Annotated in this window: 14 protein-coding genes; 5 read left to right on the top strand and 9 right to left on the bottom strand. The window is 65.0% G+C overall.

Translation table 11 applies throughout. From position 1 onward, the window contains the following. Position 1: 1 nt before the first annotated feature. Positions 2–808, bottom strand: a complete 807-nt coding sequence (locus WJU17_RS03385) for an alpha/beta fold hydrolase (RefSeq protein ID WP_346325930.1) — start codon at positions 806–808, stop codon at positions 2–4. A gap of 77 nt (positions 809–885) precedes the next feature. On the opposite strand from WJU17_RS03385, the gene WJU17_RS03380 reads away from it, so the two are divergent. Beyond that, positions 886–1,845, top strand: a complete 960-nt coding sequence (locus WJU17_RS03380) for an alpha/beta hydrolase (protein ID WP_346325929.1) — start codon at positions 886–888, stop codon at positions 1,843–1,845. Here WJU17_RS03380 and WJU17_RS03375 read toward each other — a convergent pair. Both WJU17_RS03375 and WJU17_RS03370 read right to left on the bottom strand, forming a co-directional pair. Next, positions 1,842–3,068: a diguanylate cyclase gene (locus tag WJU17_RS03375; RefSeq protein WP_346325928.1), complete on the bottom strand. Its 1,227-nt coding sequence runs from the start codon at positions 3,066–3,068 to the stop codon at positions 1,842–1,844. The two genes, WJU17_RS03380 and WJU17_RS03375, sit on opposite strands and share 4 nt — an antisense overlap. Positions 3,069–3,194: 126 nt before the next feature. Beyond that, positions 3,195–3,467 carry a DUF1971 domain-containing protein gene (locus tag WJU17_RS03370; RefSeq protein ID WP_346325927.1) on the bottom strand — a complete coding sequence of 91 codons (273 nt, stop codon included), beginning with the start codon at positions 3,465–3,467 and terminating at the stop codon, positions 3,195–3,197. A 239-nt stretch (positions 3,468–3,706) separates the two neighbouring features. On the opposite strand from WJU17_RS03370, the gene WJU17_RS03365 reads away from it, so the two are divergent. Together WJU17_RS03365 and WJU17_RS03360 are read left to right on the top strand one after the other, a co-directional pair. Continuing rightward, positions 3,707–5,485 (top strand): extracellular solute-binding protein, encoded by a 1,779-nt coding sequence (locus WJU17_RS03365; RefSeq protein WP_346325926.1) that lies wholly within the window; start codon positions 3,707–3,709, stop codon positions 5,483–5,485. A 31-nt stretch (positions 5,486–5,516) separates the two neighbouring features. Further along, the gene (locus tag WJU17_RS03360; RefSeq protein WP_346325925.1) at positions 5,517–6,122 is read left to right on the top strand and encodes a DUF4136 domain-containing protein; all 606 of its coding nucleotides are present in this window, start codon (positions 5,517–5,519) and stop codon (positions 6,120–6,122) included. On the opposite strand, the gene WJU17_RS03355 is transcribed toward WJU17_RS03360, so the two are convergent. Further along, positions 6,123–7,274, bottom strand: a complete 1,152-nt coding sequence (locus WJU17_RS03355) for a CaiB/BaiF CoA-transferase family protein (RefSeq protein WP_346325924.1) — start codon at positions 7,272–7,274, stop codon at positions 6,123–6,125. 82 nt (positions 7,275–7,356) lie between these two features. Here WJU17_RS03355 and WJU17_RS03350 point away from each other — a divergent pair, with 82 nt between their 5' ends. Then, on the top strand, positions 7,357–8,577 hold the full coding sequence (locus WJU17_RS03350) for a bifunctional alpha/beta hydrolase/OsmC family protein (protein ID WP_346325923.1): 1,221 nt from the start codon (positions 7,357–7,359) through the stop codon (positions 8,575–8,577). Here WJU17_RS03350 and aspS read toward each other — a convergent pair. Continuing rightward, positions 8,574–10,352: an aspartate--tRNA ligase gene (aspS, locus tag WJU17_RS03345; RefSeq protein WP_346325922.1), complete on the bottom strand. Its 1,779-nt coding sequence runs from the start codon at positions 10,350–10,352 to the stop codon at positions 8,574–8,576. The genes WJU17_RS03350 and aspS overlap by 4 nt on opposite strands. A 114-nt stretch (positions 10,353–10,466) precedes the next feature. On the opposite strand from aspS, the gene rnd reads away from it, so the two are divergent. Continuing rightward, entirely contained in the window at positions 10,467–11,615 is a 1,149-nt protein-coding gene (rnd, locus tag WJU17_RS03340; protein ID WP_346325921.1) for a ribonuclease D, read from the top strand. Between the two features lie 24 nt (positions 11,616–11,639). Here rnd and WJU17_RS03335 read toward each other — a convergent pair whose 3' ends face one another. The 4 genes from WJU17_RS03335 to WJU17_RS03320 all read right to left on the bottom strand — a co-directional run bounded on the left by WJU17_RS03335 (position 11,640) and on the right by WJU17_RS03320 (position 17,265). Continuing rightward, the gene (locus tag WJU17_RS03335; protein WP_346325920.1) at positions 11,640–13,163 is read right to left on the bottom strand and encodes a Ppx/GppA family phosphatase; all 1,524 of its coding nucleotides are present in this window, start codon (positions 13,161–13,163) and stop codon (positions 11,640–11,642) included. 96 nt (positions 13,164–13,259) lie between these two features. Beyond that, on the bottom strand, positions 13,260–15,389 hold the full coding sequence (locus WJU17_RS03330; protein ID WP_346327385.1) for an RNA degradosome polyphosphate kinase: 2,130 nt from the start codon (positions 15,387–15,389) through the stop codon (positions 13,260–13,262). Between the two features lie 115 nt (positions 15,390–15,504). Then, complete coding sequence (locus WJU17_RS03325; protein WP_346325919.1) at positions 15,505–16,152, bottom strand: DnaA/Hda family protein; 648 nt, start codon at positions 16,150–16,152, stop codon at positions 15,505–15,507. A gap of 18 nt (positions 16,153–16,170) precedes the next feature. Next, a complete protein-coding gene (locus WJU17_RS03320; protein WP_346325918.1) occupies positions 16,171–17,265 on the bottom strand; it encodes a DUF2066 domain-containing protein in 1,095 nt (364 codons plus the stop codon). Positions 17,266–17,269 lie beyond the last annotated feature (4 nt).

The raw sequence follows: 17,269 nt of genomic DNA, 5'->3' as shown, positions 1-17,269 counted from the left end.
GTCAGGGCCGAGTCAGCCATTCGGTGATCGCGGGATAGGCCGACCGGTCCTGCATGACGAACAGGTGCCCGCCGTCGAACACGCGCAATTCGGCGCCGGGAATGCGCCGCGTCATGGCTTCCTGCGCCGCGACCGGGGCGATACCATCGTACCGGCCGGCGCAGATCAGCGTCGGCGCGGTGATCTGGTCCAAGCGCGCGAACGTGTCGTGTCCCGCCCGCGCCTCAAGCTGGCGCCGCCGTCCCATCGCCCAGTCCGGCTCATGGCTGAAGGCATTCTCGGCGGCCTTGGCCTGGTCGATGAAGGACGCCATTTCGGTCGCGTGGGCGGCTTCCCATTCAGACGTCCGCCGCAGATCGCCAAGCCTTATCGAGGCGCGCGCCTTGTCGTCGGGGCCGAGTCCGGCGAGTTCGTGCAGCGGATAGGAGGCGCCGCCCGCGCCGCCCGGCGCGCTGACGCACAGAACGAGGCGTTGCAGTCGGTCCGGGTGCCGGATCGCCAATTCCTGCGCCACCATGCCGCCGAAGGAATAGCCCAGCACGTGGCAGCGATCCCAGCCGACAGCATCGAGCAGCCGCGCGGCGTCGTCGGCATAGTCGGCCATGCTGTAGGCGACGTCCGGCTTGTCCGACTGCCCGAGGCCGCGCTGGTCGTAGGACAACAAGCTGAACCGCCTGGCGAGCGGCGACTGGAACGGCCCCAGGGGATTGCGCAGGTCGCCGCCCGTGCCGCTGATGAACAGCAGGCGCGGCCCCTCGCCCGCCATCTCGTAATAAAGGTTCAGGTCGCCCGCCTTGGCATAGGGCATGGATGTCTCCCATCGGTCTTCTTGCGCCGGAGCGTGCGCCAGGCATGATGATGGATCAAGCGGCTAGGGAGGATTCCATGACGGGCTCGGGGTTTGATCCGGCGGTGTTCGAGGACAGCGCCATCGACGAGGAAACAAGAGCGATCAATGCGCGGATCGACAAGGTCTTCGAGAACGCACCGCCCATCGACACGGTCCCGCCTCAGGTGATGCGCGACGCGCGGGCCCGCGGCGAAGGAGTGTTCGCGGCCCGGCCGAAAACCGAACGCGCGGTCGTTCGGGACATCGAGGGCCCGGGCGGTCCGGTGGGCCTGCGCATCGTCGCGCCGGCCGCTCCCCGGGGCGTGTACCTGCACTTCCATGGCGGCGGCTGGGTGAATGGCGCCAACGATCAGAACGATCCGTTGCTGCTGCACTTCGCCGACCGGCTCGGCCTAGCGGTGGTCAGCGTCAATTATCGCCTCGCGCCGGAGAACCCCTATCCAGCCGCGCCCGACGATTGCGAGGCGGCGGCGCGCTGGCTCGTCGCCAATGCGCGGTCTGAATTCGGTACCGACTGGCTGGCGATCGGCGGCGAGTCCGCCGGTGCCCATCTCGCCGCCGTCACGTTGCTGCGGATGCGGGACCGGCACGGCTATAACGGGTTCGAGGCGGCCAATCTGGTGTTCGGTGTCTTCGACATGGCGCTGACGCCGAGCGTGCGCAACTGGGGACCAAGGCGACTCGTGCTGAATACGCATTCGATCGCCTGGTTCCGAGATGTTTTCGCGCCCGATCCGGCAACCTGGGCATCGCCCGACGTCTCGCCGATCCAGGGCGATCTGCGCGGGCTTCCGCCAGCGCTTTTCACCTGCGGCACGCTCGACCCGTTGCTGGACGACACCCTGTTCATGCATGCGCGCTGGATGGCGGCAGGAAATCACGCCCAGATCGAGCTCTTCCCGGGTGGCGCCCATGGATTTTCCAGTTTCGGCGGGCCGCTGGCGAAGCGCTTCACGGCACGGGTCGACCGGTTCCTGGAAGAGCGCCTCGGCTAAACCGTGGCTCTGACCGGCGCGGTCTCCACCATGACGGGTTCGGGCGGAGGCGCCAAGACGATGCGGTTCCTGCCTGCGTTCTTGGCGCTGTAGAGCGCCTGATCGGCCCGCCTCAGGGCGGGCAGCAGATCGTTCTCGTCGAACCGGATGGCGGAAATGCCGACGCTGATCGTGAATTGGATGGTGCCGGTCTCAGTGATCGTCTCCAGACCCTCGACCGCGCATCGAAGGCGCTCTGCCAGGTGCCGGGCTTCTTCCGCATCCACATCCGGCATCAGCACGGCGAACTCCTCTCCGCCCATGCGCCCGAGCAGGTCCGACGCGCGTATATTGGACTGCAATGTATGGGCCATTGCCCGCAGCACCTCGTCGCCGGTGGCGTGGCCGTGCGTGTCGTTGACGCGCTTGAAATAGTCCGCGTCGATGGTCATCAGGGTGCTCGGTTTCCCCTCGCGCCGCGACTCGCGCGCCGCGGCGAACCCACGGTCCATGAAGCTGCGGCGGTTCAGCAGTCCCGTCAGCGGGTCGGTGGTGGCCAGTTTGAGGAGATCGGCGGTATAGCGCGTGATCCGGCGGACCATGGGCTGAAAGATGATCGCCGCTTCCATGGTCAGGGCGAGGAAGACGAGCACCAGCAGGGCGTTCTGCATCTTGTCCAGCTGGATGAGCTGGGCCAGGCTCGATTTCTCGTAGATGTCGACGACATGTTTCAGGTCCCGCTCCAGCGTGCCGTCGGCATGCCGTTGCAACAGGGCGACGTCGGCAGCGACGGCCGAGGGGGCTGATGCCGCCAGTACCCGCTGACCGGCCGCTATGAATTCGGTCACTTCAGAATGCAGGTTGCGCGGATCGAAATAGACCTGCTGGAGCGCTTTCCGCGCCCGTACGGGAACCCTTTGGTCGGTGATCCTTTCGATCAGCGCTGTATGAGTCCGATCGAAATCGGCCACGGCCGCCGCCAGCAGGTCACGCGCGGCGCTATCTCCATGGACGTACTGCAGTGCGTGACGGGCGATCCGCTGCGCGAGAACCTGCTGTCGGGCGTTGACCTGATTGAGATAGGCCGACCCGCCATGCTCGTGCAGCACCCTGTTGAAGGCCAGGTGAGACGCGATCGCGATCAAAGCCATGATCGCCAGCGCGATGACATAGCGGAAGGTCAGGAGCTTTCCCGAAATCTCCTGGCTGGCCACATTGTCGGTTCCTGATCGGCCGTCAGGCATAGCGAGCCTCCCCCACAACGACTCCTCCCGCACCGGCGAGACTGAGAGAAGGCACCCTATTGCTGGCCGGCGCAAGTGGGTACGTAACGAGCCGGCGGCGCCCTGCGGAGTGGCTGATGTCGCTGCCTAGCGATAGTACTCCAGATAGAATTTGGCGCCGGGCTGGGGCAGAATCCGATGGGTGACCATAGGTTCGATGATGCCGGGCGACTCGGGCGTCAAGGTCTGGGTCTCTTGGCGGGTGGGCACCTCGTAGACGACCTCGCCCTTTTGAACGACGATCTTGGCCCAGACACCGTTCCGCACGCTGTGATCGTTCTTCATCATGCCGGGCGTGGTCTTGTCGGTGTAGATCTGGGTCTTCTGATACGCCTGCATCGTTTCAGGAATCGTCGCCATTCCATGTCCCCTTTTTTATTGAAACGGTGGTTTTCGCCCAAATCCTGCCCAACTCCATGGGCATGATGCAACCATCGAATTCGACAGCGGCGGCGGCACGCGGCATTGGTCGCGATCTCCGTTCGATGTGTGGTATTCCTCCAGACTTGGGCGCCGGTGGGCGCCCTTCTTTTTTACCGCGCCGGTCCCGCGAACGAGCGGTATTTGCGACGAAACCTCTGGCAGGTCATAGTCTGGCGATGCGCCTGCCCCTCGTCGTCATTCTCCTTCTTCTGGTCTCTCCCATCTCCGCTGCTGCGGCGGCGGCCGGTCATGCCATCGCCATGCACGGAGACCCGAAATACCCGTCCGGATTCAGGCATTTCGACTATGTGCAGCCCTCGGCGCCCAAGGGCGGCCGGCTCGTTATGGCTCGCGCCGGGGCCTTTGACAGCCTCAATCCCTTCATCATCCGGGGGAACGCGGCGGACGGCAGAACCCTGGTCTTCGAGACGCTGATGACCCGAGGCCTGGACGAGCCGTTTACCCTCTACGGGCTGCTGGCGGAATCGGTCGAGGTTCCGGAAGACCGGTCCTGGGTCATTTTCCGGCTGCGGCCCGAAGCCCGCTTCCACGATGGCCGACCGGTCACGGTCGACGACGTCATCTTTTCGCTGGAGACGCTACGCGATCACGGGCGTCCGAACCACCATACCTATTATTCGCAGGTGTCCCGGATCGAGCGGGTCGGCGCGCGCGGCGTGAAGTTTACCTTCGCCTCCGCCAAGGACCGCGAGCTGCCCTTGATCCTCGGCCTTCTGCCTGTTCTGCCCAGGCACTGGTTCAAGGGGCGGGACTTCGAGCAGGTCAGCCTGGATGTCATCCCGGGCACAGGCCCCTACCGGGTCCAGACGGTCGATCCCGGCCGCGCCATCGTCTATCGCCGTGATCCTGCATACTGGGGCCGCGATCTGGCGGTGAACCGCGGCAAGTTCAACTTCGACACGGTGCGCTACGAATATTTCCGCGATGACGACATGGCGCTCGAGGCCTTCAAGGCCGGCGCCATTGATTTCCGCGATGAGCCGAGTCCGCGCAAGTGGGCGACGGGCTACGACAGCAAGGCGCTGCGCGACGGCCGGATCATCCGCGCCGTGTTGCCGAATGGCCGGCCGGCCGGCCTGAACGCGCTGGTCTTCAACACGAGGAAGAATGTATTTCGCGACGCGCGGGTTCGCCGCGCGCTGATCGACGCGTTCGATTTCGAATGGATGAACCAGAAACTGTTCTACGGCGCCTATACGCGCACCCAGGGCATCTTCGACAATTCCGAGCTTGCCGCGCCCCTGGCGCCCGGCGCGGACGAGCGGGCGCTGGCCGCTGAACTGGGCGCGGCCCGGCATCCGGCGCTTTCCCGCCCGCTCGCATTGCTTCCACAATCGGACGGCAAAGACAGTGGCCGGCAGCATCTGCGCCGTGCCAAACAGACCTTCGACGCGCTGGGTTACACTGTCCGTGACGGCCGTCTGCTGAACCCGGCTGGCGAGCCGGTGGCATTCGAAATCCTGCTGGACGATCCGTCCAATATGCGCGTCGCGCAGCAATATGCGCGCGATCTTTCCCGTCTGGGCGTTCACGCCGAGCCGCGGCTCGTGGACAACGCTCAGTATCAGCAACGTCTGACGACCTATGATTTCGACATGATCGTCTATTTCTGGGGACAGTCGCTCTCGCCCGGTAACGAACAGAGCTTCTACTGGGGCGCGGCGTCGGCCGACCAGCCGGGCACCCGAAACTACATGGGGGTGCGCGATCCCGTGATCGACAAGCTGATCGGGCGGATCACCGGCGCCAAGACCCGGGCCGAACTGGTGACGGCGACGCGGCTGCTGGACCGGGTGTTCAGGGCCGGCGCCTATGTGCTGCCACTCTATCACCTGCGCGGCGACCGGGTCGCCTACTGGAACCGGATCGCCATGCCGCCCGTTCCGCCGTTGACCGGCTACAGCCCGGAAACCTGGTGGGCGACCGGCAACTGATCCAAGCCGTTTACTTCCAAACGAGGCCGCCATGACCCGCATGATGATTTCCCTGGTCGCCGCCCTGCTGCTGTCGGCTTGTGCCGGAGCGCAGACGATCTCATCCGATGTCACGCGCTTCCATCAGATGCCGCCCCCTGGCGGTACGGTGGCGATCGTCGCGCCAGATGATCGCAAGTCCGGGGGCATGGCGTTTCGCGATTATGCCGCCAGGACCACGGCCCACCTGTCGCGTGCGGGATTCAGCCCCGTCTCCGGCGCAGCGCCCGACTACATCGCTGAACTGGACTACTACCAGCAGCCTGTCGCCAGCGATGACGGCATCGACAATGGCCCGCGCATGAGCTTGGGCGTGGGCGGCGGCAGCGGCGGCTATGGCTCCGGGGTGGGTGTCGGGCTGGGCACCAGCTTCAGCCTGGGCGGCGGCGAACGGATGGCGGCGCGGACGGTCACGCTGGTGATCTCGAGGCGCGATACCGGCGCAAGAATCTTCGAGGGGCGCGCACAAAGCATGGGACCGGCCGACAACTTCGCCGGCGCGGTCCCCTACATGATCGACGCGCTGTTCAGCAACTTTCCGGGTCAAAGCGGCCAGACCATCACGGTCGAGGCCGCCATCGACCGGAAGCGCCGCTGATCAGATCGCGCCGCTGGCTTTCAGCTTCTCGATGTCCGACGCGCTGAAGCCGTAATCCCCGAGTGCTTCCTCGTTGTGCTCGCCGGGCAGCGGCGGCGGGCGCTTCACGACGGGCTTGGTGCGCGAGAAGCGCGGCGCGGGGCCGGGCTGGCGCAGGCCATTGACCTCGATGAAGGTGCCGCGTTCGGCGTTGTGCGGATGCTCGTGAACCTCGTTCATGGACAGGACCGGCGCGAAGCAGATGTCCGTGTATTCCATGATCGCGCACCACTCGTCGCGCGTCTTGGTCTTGAACACCTTCTCCAGCGTGGCCTTGTAGCCACGCCATTTGTCCTTGTTGTGCTGGTCCTGGAACTCGCTCGCGTCGATACCCGACTTCTCGACCAGCAGCTTGTAGAACTGGGGTTCGATGGAGCCGATGGACACGTACTTGCCGTCTCCGGTCTCATAGACCTCGTAGAAATGGGCGCCGGTGTCGAGGATATTGACGCCGCGCTTGTCGCCATCCCAGCGGCCCATGGCCTGCATGCCGTACATGGGCGCCATCAGCAGCGCCGCGCCATCGACCATGGCGGTGTCGATCACCTGACCCTTGCCCGACTTGTTCGCCTCGATCAGCGCGCAGGCGATACCGAATGCCAGCATCATGCCGCCGCCGCCGAAGTCGCCCACAAGGTTCATCGGCGGCACCGGCTTGCTGTCCTCGCGGCCCAGGCAGTGCAGCACGCCCGACAGGGCGATGTAGTTGATGTCGTGGCCGGCCACCGGTGCGTACGGGCCTTCCTGGCCCCAGCCGGTCATGCGGCCATAGATGATCTTGGGGTTGCGCTTCATGACCTCGTCCGGACCCAGGCCCAGGCGCTCCATCACGCCCGGACGGAAACCCTCGGTGATGACGTCAGCGGTTTCGCACAGCTTGAGGACCGTCTCGATGGCCTCCGGGTTCTTGAGATCCAGCGCCAGCGAACGACGGCCCCGGTTCAGCACGTCGAAGCGAGCATTGCCGCCCGCCGTGGTGCCGCCCCTGCCCGACGGATCCTTGCGGTCGATGCGGATCACGTCGGCGCCCATGTCGGCCAGCATCATGGCGCAGAACGGACCCGGTCCGATGCCGGCGATTTCGATGACTTTGATGCCCTGAAGCGGACCCATTGCAGTCTCCCTTTTCCCTGAAGTTCCCGTTGTTTTGCGGTTACCATAGAAAGCGAACAGGCCGAAACCAACAGGAATCGCCATGCCCTCCCCTAGTGCGAAGATCACCTTCAACGGCGCCGACGGACAGGCCCTCGCCGCGCGTCTCGACATGCCGCGCGGGCCGGTGCTGGCCTATGCGCTCTTTGCCCACTGCTTCACCTGCGGCAAGGATGTGCTCGCCGCCAGCCGGATCGCGCGCGGCCTCTCGGATCGGGGAATCGCCGTGCTGCGGTTCGATTTCACCGGTCTCGGCTCTTCCGAAGGCGACTTCGCCAACACCAGTTTCTCGTCCAACATCGCGGATCTGCTGGCGGCCGCCGATTATCTGCGGCACGAGCACAAGGCGCCGCGCATTCTCGTCGGCCACAGCCTGGGCGGCGCGGCGGTGCTGCGGGCGGCGCTGGACATTCCCGAGGCGGCGCTGGTCGCGACCATCGCCGCGCCAGCGGATCCGGCCCATGTCGGCCGGCTTATCCGGGATTCGGCGGAGGAAATCCGGCGCAAGGGCAAGGCGACCGTGGATGTGGGCGGCCGTCCCTTCGACATCGGCGAGGCGTTCCTCGACGATCTGAACACGCACCGGCCCCGGGACTACATCGGCCGTCTGAAGAAGGCGCTGCTTGTGTTCCATGCGCCGCTGGACGAGACGGTCGGGATCGACAATGCGCGGGAAATCTACGAAGCGGCATTGCATCCCAAGAGCTTCATCAGCCTGGACGGCGCCGACCACCTGCTGAGCAACGCCGCCGATGCCGATTACGTGGCCGATCTACTGGGTGCCTGGAGCCGTCGCTACATGGGCGCGGCCGAGGCGGAAGAGACCGCGAGCTCCGAGGGAAATGTGGTGGTCCGTGAAACCGGGCGCGGCACCTTCGAGCAGGATATCCGGATCGGGCCGCATCTGCTGGTGGCGGACGAACCCCGGTCGGTGGGCGGCGGCGACAACGGACCGTCGCCCTACGGACTGCTGTCAGCCGCGCTGGGCGCCTGCACGGCGATGACGCTGCGGCTTTACGCCAACGGCAAGAAGCTGCCGCTGGACCGTGTCTCGGTCGTTGTTCGTCATGACAAGGTTCATGCCGCCGACTGCGCCGAGTGCGAGACACGCGAGGGCAAGATCGACCGCTTCGAGCGTCAGATCGAGATGGAGGGAAACCTCAGCGAGGCGGAGCGGGCGAAACTGATGGAGATCGCCGACAAGTGCCCGGTCCACCGGACGCTTGTCAGCGAAGTCGACATCGTCACGCGCGCGAAGGCTTAAGCCTTCTTTTCTTCCTGGACGACCCTGATGTGCAGCTCGCGCAGCTGCTTGTTGGTCGCCACGGCCGGCGCGCCCATCATCAGGTCTTCGGCCTGCTGGGTCATCGGGAACAGGATGACCTCGCGGATGTTCGGCACATCGGCGAGCAGCATGACGATGCGGTCGATGCCCGGCGCGATGCCGCCATGGGGCGGCGCGCCGTAGCGGAACGCGTTCAGCATGCCGCCGAAGCGGTTTTCCACGTCGTCCTGGGTATAGCCGGCCACCTCGAACGCCTTGATCATGATGTCCGGGCTGTGGTTGCGGATGCCGCCCGAGGACAGCTCGATGCCGTTGCAGACGATGTCGTACTGAAACGCCAGGATATCCAGCGGATCCTTGGTCTGCAGCGCCTCGAGACCGCCCTGCGGCATGGAGAACGGATTGTGGGAGAAGTCGATCTTCTTCTCCTTGTCGTCCCATTCATACATGGGGAAGTCGACGATCCAGCAGAAGCGGAACGCATTCGCCTCGATCAGCCCCAGATCCTGGCCCAGCTTGGTGCGGGCCAGACCGGCCAGTTCGGCCGCCTTGTCGGGCGTGCCGGCGGCGAAGAACAGGCTGTCGCCATCGCCAAGGCCGGTCAGCGTCTTGAGCTGGGCGATACGGTCCGCGTCCAGATTGTTCGCGATCGGCCCCTTGCCGCTGCCATCGGCGAAAATGATGTAGCCCAGGCCCGGCGCGCCGTTGCCGCGGGCCCACTCGTTCATCTTGTCGAAGAAGCTGCGCGGGCGGTCGCTGGATTGGGGCGCCGGGATGGCGCGAACCACCGAGCCGCCCTCGATCGCGCGAGCGAATACGCCGAAATTGGAGCCGCGGAAGACCTCGGTGACATCGGTGATGACCAGCGGATTCCGCAAATCCGGCTTGTCATTGCCATATTTCAGCATGGATTCGCGGTACGGAATGCGCGGGAACGGCGCGGGCGTGATGTTTCGGTCCGAGAACTCCGAAAACACGCCGTGCATCACCGGCTCGATGGCCGCGAACACGTCGTCCTGGGTCACGAACGACATCTCGATGTCGAGCTGGTAGAACTCGCCGGGCGAACGGTCGGCTCGGGCGTCTTCGTCGCGGAAGCACGGAGCGATCTGGAAGTAGCGGTCGAAGCCCGCGACCATCAGCAGCTGCTTGAACTGCTGCGGCGCCTGCGGCAGCGCGTAGAACTTGCCCGGATGGATGCGGCTCGGCACCAGGAAGTCGCGCGCGCCTTCGGGCGAGCTGGCGGTCAGGATCGGCGTCTGGAATTCCATGAAGCCCTGATCGATCATCCGGCGGCGAATGCTCGAGATCACCTGGGAGCGCAGCACGATGTTCTTGTGCATGCGCTCGCGCCGCAGGTCGAGATAGCGATGCTTCAGGCGGATTTCCTCGGGATATTCCTGCTCGCCGAAGACCGGCATGGGCAGTTCCTGCGCCGCCGACTGGACGGTGACGCCCAGGATGCGGACCTCGATCTGGCCGGTGGGCAGATCCGGGTTCACCGTGTCGCCGGTGCGGGCCACCACCTTGCCGTCGATGGTCACGACGCTTTCGGCGCGAGCGCCGTCGATCACGTCGAATCCCGCCTCGCCGGCCTCGATCACGCACTGGGTCAGGCCATAGTGATCGCGCAGGTCCACGAACAGCAGATTGCCATGGTCGCGTTTGCGATGGACCCAGCCGGAGATCCGGACGGTCTGGCCGACATGGTCTTCGCGCAGTTCGTTGCAGGTATGCGTGCGGTACGCGTGCATTTTCTTGGATTCCTTTAGTGCGGGCGCGGGGTAAAGCACACACTTGTCGGCAATTTGTCAAGCCACGGACGGGACTGATGACGACACGCCGGATTGCCTGTATAGGAACGAACGATGAAAGTGATTGAGAAAACAGCCGATCTGGCCGCCGTCTGCGAGTCGCTGCGCGATGCGGCATTCGTGACCGTCGATACCGAGTTCATGCGCAGCAATACCTACTGGCCAAAGCTGTGCCTGATCCAGATCGCCGGGCCCGACGACGCCTGGGCGATCGACCCACTGGCCGAAGGACTGTCCATGGAGCCCTTCGTCGAGCTGATGGCGAACGACAAGGTGCTGAAGGTGCTGCACGCGGCGCGCCAGGACATGGAAATCTTCCTGCACGATTTCAACGCGCTGCCGACGCCGGTGTTCGACACCCAGGTCGCCGCCATGGTCGCCGGTTTCGGAGATTCTGTGGGGTACGAAACGCTGGTGAACCATTTCACCAAGGCCCGCGTCGACAAATCGTCGCGGTTCACCGACTGGTCGCGCCGTCCGCTGACCTCCAAGCAGGTGCAGTACGCGCTGGGCGATGTGACCCATCTGCGCGACATCTATACCGGCCTGGCCAAGATCCTGGCCAAGAACGGCCGCGAGTCCTGGCTGACCGAGGAGATGGATGTCCTGATCGATCCGGCGACCTATCGGGTCGAGCCCGAGGATGCCTGGCTGCGCCTGAAACCCAAGAGCTCGAACCGGCGCTTCATGGCCTATGTCCAGGCGGTCGCCGCCTGGCGCGAGGTTCGTGCGCAGAAGATCGATGTGCCGCGCAACCGGGTCATTCGCGACGACGTGGTCCTGGAAATCGCTGCCCATCCGCCCTCCACCATGGACGAGCTGCGCGCCGTGCGCGGTCTCGCCGACAATCTCGCGCGCGGACAGGCCGGCGAAAGTCTGATGAAGGCACTGGAGGACGCACGGAACCTGCCGGAAGACGCGCTGCCCGCCGCCGAACAGCGCCGGCAGTTGCCGCGCGGGATCGGGCCCATCGTCGACCTGATGCGCGTGTTGCTCAAGTTGCGGTGCGAGGAAGAAAACGTCGCCCAGAAGCTGGTCGCGAACATGTCCGACCTGGAAGAGCTCGCCGCCGATGACAAGGCCGACGTGCCGGCCGCGCAGGGCTGGCGTTATGACGTGTTCGGCAAGGATGCGCTCGCCCTCAAGCACGGCAAGCTCGCCCTCTCCATCAAGCGCGGCAACGTGGTGCTGACCGAACTCTAGGCCGCGTCGGCGGCCCGGCTCCGGTCAGGCTGAGTCGATGACCTGGACGGCGGGCTGCTTGCCCAGCGCCGCAGCTAGATGCTCGAGCCGTCGGTAGACCGCCTCGCCCGCCATGTAATCGCCATCTCGGTTGAGGACGAGGACCACCCGGTCGCCGTCAAGCCCAAGATGCGCCAGCCCCAGCAGTTCCTGGGTTCCGCCCGAAATCCGCTGGGCGAGTCTCAGCGCCAGTCCCACGGATCTGGCGCGGTTGATTTCCGTCTGGTCCAGCAAGGCGCGGGTTCGCGCGGTGGCCGGCGCATCCACCGAGCCGCCATTCAGCACGAACAGGGACATGCCGATGAAGGCGCGGCCCGGATGGTCCGTCCCCAGGACCTGCGCGAGCATGATCTGGTCCATGGCCAGTTCGGCACGGTAGCTGGGATGTCCCGACCATGCGATGTCGCTCAACAGGCAAACGGCATAGCGCAGCCGCTTCTCACGGATATTCTCGCGTCCGAACAGCGGATCGATCCAACGCATCAGATCATCGCCATGCTCGGGAAACCGGCTGCGGCGCGTGGCCATCTCGCGGCAGAACGCGAGCAGCGGATCGGCGCGCTTGAGTTCCTCGGGCGCGTGATGGAACAGGATGCCTTCGCGCAGCCCCAGGCCCGAGATCACGATGCGCTTGGGCGCCAGCCGCCGCAGCACGCGCTGCAGGACGATCGAAGCCACTGGCAGCATGCCGATGCGCTTCTTGGATATCCCCGCCTCGGCGATCGCGGCGTCGGTGGCATGGAGATGGATATCGCGGAGGAAGCGTTTCAGGTCCTCGGTGCCGATCTCGTAATTGTGCAGGATCTGCAACGGATAGTGTCTGGTGGCCATGTGCAGGCGCGCGATGGCCCGCCACGTACCGCCGACGGCGTAGAAGTTGCGGCCGCTGAAGCCCTTCATCCAGTCCTGGCCCGCCAGCGCGTCCTCGACCGCCCGCGCGGTCGCATCGAGGTCGCTGCCATGGGCATCCATGAGCCGGAGCGTGCCCAGAGGCAGCGATTCGCCCTGGCCGACGTCGCCGCGAGTGATTCCCACCAGTTCCAGGCTGCCGCCGCCAAGATCACCGGCCAAGCCATCCGCGTCCGGAATGGCGGCGATGACGCCGAGCGCCGCGTAGTGGGCTTCCTCGGCGCCGCTGATGATGCGCAGTGGTCGTCCCCCGGTGATCTTCTCGACCTCGTCTGCGAACTCATCCCGATTGGCGGCCTCGCGCACGGCGGCGGTCGCGACGATGTCGAGATGCGACACCCGCATCTGATCCGCCAGCGTGACGTAGCGGTGGATCGTGGCGAGGGCCGTCGCCATCCCGTCGGCGGACATCTTCCCCGTGGTGGCCAAGGTCTTGCCCAGCCCGCAAAAGGCCTTCTCGTTGAAGATCAGTTGCGGGATGCGGCCTTGAAGGTCAAAGGCGACGAGACGAACGGTATTGGAACCCACGTCGATGACGGCGATACGCGCCGGCACCTGCCAGACGACGTTTTTGGTAACGCTTTGGACGGAAACGTTCATGAGGCTCTGGTAAGGCTCCTTCACGGCGCGGCCAACCTAGTGCCTGACCCAGCCGCATGCGAGCATAAAATCAGCAGGTCGGCCCCTCGGAGAGCATCAGTCGTCCAATACAAGGGTCGGTGCCGGCTTGTCGCGCAAGGCTTCGCCGCGGCCCGAGAGGCTGGGATTGGTCATGAAATATCTGTGAGCGTTGAACCCGTCCGGCCCCGCTTCCTCGCGGATATACGAGCCGTCGGGCTGCAGCCACCAGGTTTGCTGCTCGTCGTTCAGGCTGGCCACCATCACCTGGTCGAGCACCTGCGCATGCACGGTAGGGTTTTCCAGCGGAATGAGCGTTTCGACCCGGCGATAGAAATTCCGGGGCATCCAGTCGGCCGACGAGATGAAGACCTTGGCCTCGGCCGAAGGCAGTTCGTGACCGTCGCCGAAACAGATGATGCGGGAATGTTCGAGAAACCGACCGACGATGCTCTTGACCCGGATGTTCTCGGAGAGCCCCTTCACGCCTGGCCGAAGACAGCAGATACCGCGCACGATCAGCTCGATCTTCACGCCGGCCTGGCTGGCTTCATAGAGCGCGTCGATGATGCTGGAGTCCACCAGGGAGTTCATTTTCGCCCATATCTCCGCCGGCCGGCCGCCGCGGGCATGTTCGATCTCCCGGTCGATCAGTTCCACCAGTTTGGGTTGGAGCGTGATGGGCGAGATCGAGATTTTCTCGAAATCGCGCGGTTCGGCATATCCCGTCAGGTAGTTGAACAGCCGGGTGGCGTCCCGCGCGATCACCGGATCGACCGTGAAGAAGGACAGGTCGGTGTAGATGCGTGCCGTGATCGGATGGTAGTTGCCGGTGCCGAAATGAACGTAGGTGCGCAGCTCCTTGCCTTCGCGGCGCACGACCAGCGACACCTTGGCATGGGTCTTCAGCTCGAGGAAGCCGTAGACCACCTGAACCCCGGCGCGCTCCAGGTCCCGCGCCCACTGAATGTTGGCGGCCTCGTCGAAACGGGCCTTCAGTTCGACGAGCGCCGTGACCGACTTGCCCGATTCGGCGGCGTCGACCAGGGCCTTGACGATGGGCGAGTGCTCGCTGGTCCGGTAGAGGGTCTGCTTGATCGCGACGACGTTCGGGTCGGCTGCCGCCTGGCGCACGAACTGAACCACCACGTCGAAGCTCTCGTACGGATGGTGGACGATGATGTCCTTCTGGTGGATCGCCGCGAAACAGTCGCCGCCATGATCGCGAATGCGTTCGGGAAAACGTGGGTTGAACGGCTCGAACTTGAGATCGGGCCTGTCATCGACGATGAGCTGCTTGGTGTCCGACAGGCCCAGAATACCGTCAACCACGATCACGTCATGATGATCGACATGCAGTTCATCGATGACGAAGCTGAGCAGCGACTCAGGCATGGTCTGACTGACCTTGAGCCGGATGACCTTGCCGCGGCGGCGCTGCTTCAGCGCGGTCTCGAACAGGCGGACGAGATCCTCGGCCTCTTCCTCGATCTCGATGTCGCTGTCGCGGACGACGCGGAATTCACCGCGCCCGACCAGGGAATAGCCGGGGAACAGCTGGTCCAGAAACAGCGCGATGACATTTTCAAGCGAGATGAAGCGGATCGCCTGTCCCGGCAGACGGATGAACCGGTCGACCTGACGCGGCAGCGGAATGAGCGCGTTCATGGGCGTGCCGTCGCTCGTGCGGCGCAGCTGCATGGCGAGCACGAAGCCCAGATTGGGAATGAAGGGGAACGGATGCGCCGGATCGATGGCGAGCGGCGTCAGCACCGGGAACACGTCGTCGAGGAAACGGTCTTCCAGCCATGCGCGTTCATCGGCGCCAAGATCGCCATTATCCACGACGGCGATGCCGGCATCCGCGAGGAGTGCGTGCAGGTGCCGCCAGGCGTTCTGCTGGTTACGGAGCAGGCTGGCGGCCATGGCGTTGATGGCATCGATCTGCTGCGTGGCCGTCAGTCCGTCATCGCTCACGGTCTCGATCCCGGCGTTGATCTGGCCGCGGATGCCTGCCACGCGCACCATGTAGAACTCGTCGAGGTTGCTCGCCGAGATCGACAGGAAGCGCACGCGCTCGAGCAGCGGATGCGCCGGATTCATCGCTTCCTCGAGCACCCTGTTGTTGAAGGCGAGCCAGGACAATTCGCGATTGATGAAGCGCGACGGCATGCCCGACTGGACGGACGCGCCGTCAATATCCTCGATCGGTGCGCTCTGCGACGTGGAATTGTCGGTCACTTGAATCCCCTGAACACCATGGTCGCGCACACGCTAGCCGCGACGTGTGACAGTCGCGTGACATATGGGAGCGGATTCGGTGTCAGTACCCGAGGACCTGCTTTGCAAAACGCGGTGTGATGCGGCGTTTTTCCTGCAGAGCGGCCTTGTCGAGCCTGTCCACCGCATCGCCCAGCGCGGCGAAGGAGCGGTCGGTCCTCTGCAGGATATAATTCAGCAGGTCGGGCGCGACCGCAAGTTGTCGATCCGAAAACAGTTTGACGGTCACCGCGGCGAGCAGGGCGTCGTCGGGCTCGGCCAGCATAGCGGTCGGCGCGGCCTGTAGGCGCGAGCGCAGATCGGGCAATGTCACGCCCCAGTCGCGCGGCGGGGCATTGCCGGTGATCAGCAGGCTGCCGCCATGTTCGCGCGTCCAGTTGAACAGATGGAACAGCGCGGTTTCGTCTTCGATCGTACCGTCGATATCGAGGCAGATTCCCTGCCCCGCGCCCGCGGCGGCAAGGCAGTCGGGTGCGTCGGCCCGGGTCGCCCAGAACGCGCCGGCCCGTTTCTGCCAGACCCGCGCCAGATGGGTTTTCCCGCTGCGCGCCGGACCGTGCAGGACCAGCGCGGGATACGGCCATGCCGGCCAGCGGTCGATCCATTCGACCGCATCGTGATTGCAGGGCGCCACGAGGAAATCCTCGCGCTCCATCGCCGGACGGGCGGGCAAGTCAAAGGCGAGTTGCATCTGATGGTCCGCCGCCGGCTAACGGCGCGGTGCCATGTGCCAGTCGCCGTCCCGCTGGTCGATCATGACGCCGTACTGGGCCAGGGCGCCGCCGAGTTGTTCGGGCGGTACCGTCACGGTCAGATTGAACATGGCGCGGTGGGTGTTCATGCTTTCCACGCTCGCCGACTTGATCATGGGGGCGCGGGCGAGCCGTTCCCGCACGGCCACGAGATCCTGTAGCGAGCGAAGGTCCATGATCGCCAGGATCTGGGTCTGGGCGCCCTGCCCGATCATCGCGTAGCGCTTCCACTCCGTGGTGATGTCACTACCGATGTCCCGGGCGGCACGGGTCAGCAACGCCTCCGGCGTTTCTCCGGTCATCTGGCTGAAGGTGACGTTCTGGGTCGTCTCGCCGGCGACGCCATAGCGGCGCAGGTCGACGACCAGTTTCAGCGGACTGCTCGAATTGTCCCATGTGGCCATGGCCACCAGCACCTCGGCGGTACCATGCCGGCGTCCGATGTTCTCCAGCCAGGGCCCGGCGCCCTGCATGATTTCCGCCGCGCTCGGCCCGCCCGAGGCGGTATCCCGGGGCAACTCGAACGACAGGAGATTTTCGCGCCAGTCCTGCCGCTCCCAGGCGTTCCACCAGGGATTGGCCTGTCCCAACGCGCCATTGAAGACGGGAAGAACGAGGATCGGGTTCTCCGGCGCCTCGGCGAACGGGATGTTGTTGCGCTGGAGCAGCGAACGGATGCCGTTGGGGCTGAACGCCACGGTGACCTTGGCGATGTAGCGGGTCGAGGAATAGCGTTCCTCGCTGAACTCGATGCTCTGCACCAGGGAGGACACGGAATTGCCATCGAGACGCGGCAGCCGGCCGCGGTCCTCCTTCAAGGTCATGCGCCGCAACAGCATGCCGAAGGCCTGGCCCTGCGCTTCGCCGATGGCGATATTGCGGGCGGCGGCGGCGGTATCGGCGGTGACGTCGACGGGCACATCCGGTACCGCGAAGGCCTGGAAGGACCCCGCGGCCACTGCCGGCAGCGTGGCGAAACAACTCGCGGTCAGGGCCACGAATCCGATGAAGGCGTATAATGCGGGGCGCGCGCCCCCAAGCGTGTGTGTCATGCGC

It is taken from the genome of Iodidimonas sp. SYSU 1G8, assembly GCF_039655775.1.
GTDB lineage: Bacteria > Pseudomonadota > Alphaproteobacteria > SMXS01 > SMXS01 > RI-34.
The sequence above is the reverse complement of the archived record's forward strand: the minus strand, read 5'-3'. Positions and strand labels throughout refer to the sequence as shown.

Bases quoted from the DNA above. Each gene is read 5' to 3' on its own strand.
- WJU17_RS03365 (WP_346325926.1), top strand. From the start codon at position 3,707: ATGCGCCTGCCCCTCGTCGTCATTCTCCTTCTTCTGGTCTCTCCCATC.
- WJU17_RS03320 (WP_346325918.1), bottom strand. From the start codon at position 17,265: ATGACACACACGCTTGGGGGCGCGCGCCCCGCATTATACGCCTTCATC.
- WJU17_RS03380 (WP_346325929.1), top strand. From the start codon at position 886: ATGACGGGCTCGGGGTTTGATCCGGCGGTGTTCGAGGACAGCGCCATC.
- WJU17_RS03355 (WP_346325924.1), bottom strand. From the start codon at position 7,274: ATGGGTCCGCTTCAGGGCATCAAAGTCATCGAAATCGCCGGCATCGGA.
- rnd (WP_346325921.1), top strand. From the start codon at position 10,467: ATGAAAGTGATTGAGAAAACAGCCGATCTGGCCGCCGTCTGCGAGTCG.
- WJU17_RS03385 (WP_346325930.1), bottom strand. From the start codon at position 808: ATGCCCTATGCCAAGGCGGGCGACCTGAACCTTTATTACGAGATGGCG.
- WJU17_RS03370 (WP_346325927.1), bottom strand. From the start codon at position 3,467: ATGGCGACGATTCCTGAAACGATGCAGGCGTATCAGAAGACCCAGATC.
- WJU17_RS03350 (WP_346325923.1), top strand. From the start codon at position 7,357: ATGCCCTCCCCTAGTGCGAAGATCACCTTCAACGGCGCCGACGGACAG.
- aspS (WP_346325922.1), bottom strand. From the start codon at position 10,352: ATGCACGCGTACCGCACGCATACCTGCAACGAACTGCGCGAAGACCAT.
- WJU17_RS03375 (WP_346325928.1), bottom strand. From the start codon at position 3,068: ATGCCTGACGGCCGATCAGGAACCGACAATGTGGCCAGCCAGGAGATT.
- WJU17_RS03335 (WP_346325920.1), bottom strand. From the start codon at position 13,163: ATGAACGTTTCCGTCCAAAGCGTTACCAAAAACGTCGTCTGGCAGGTG.
- WJU17_RS03325 (WP_346325919.1), bottom strand. From the start codon at position 16,152: ATGCAACTCGCCTTTGACTTGCCCGCCCGTCCGGCGATGGAGCGCGAG.
- WJU17_RS03360 (WP_346325925.1), top strand. From the start codon at position 5,517: ATGACCCGCATGATGATTTCCCTGGTCGCCGCCCTGCTGCTGTCGGCT.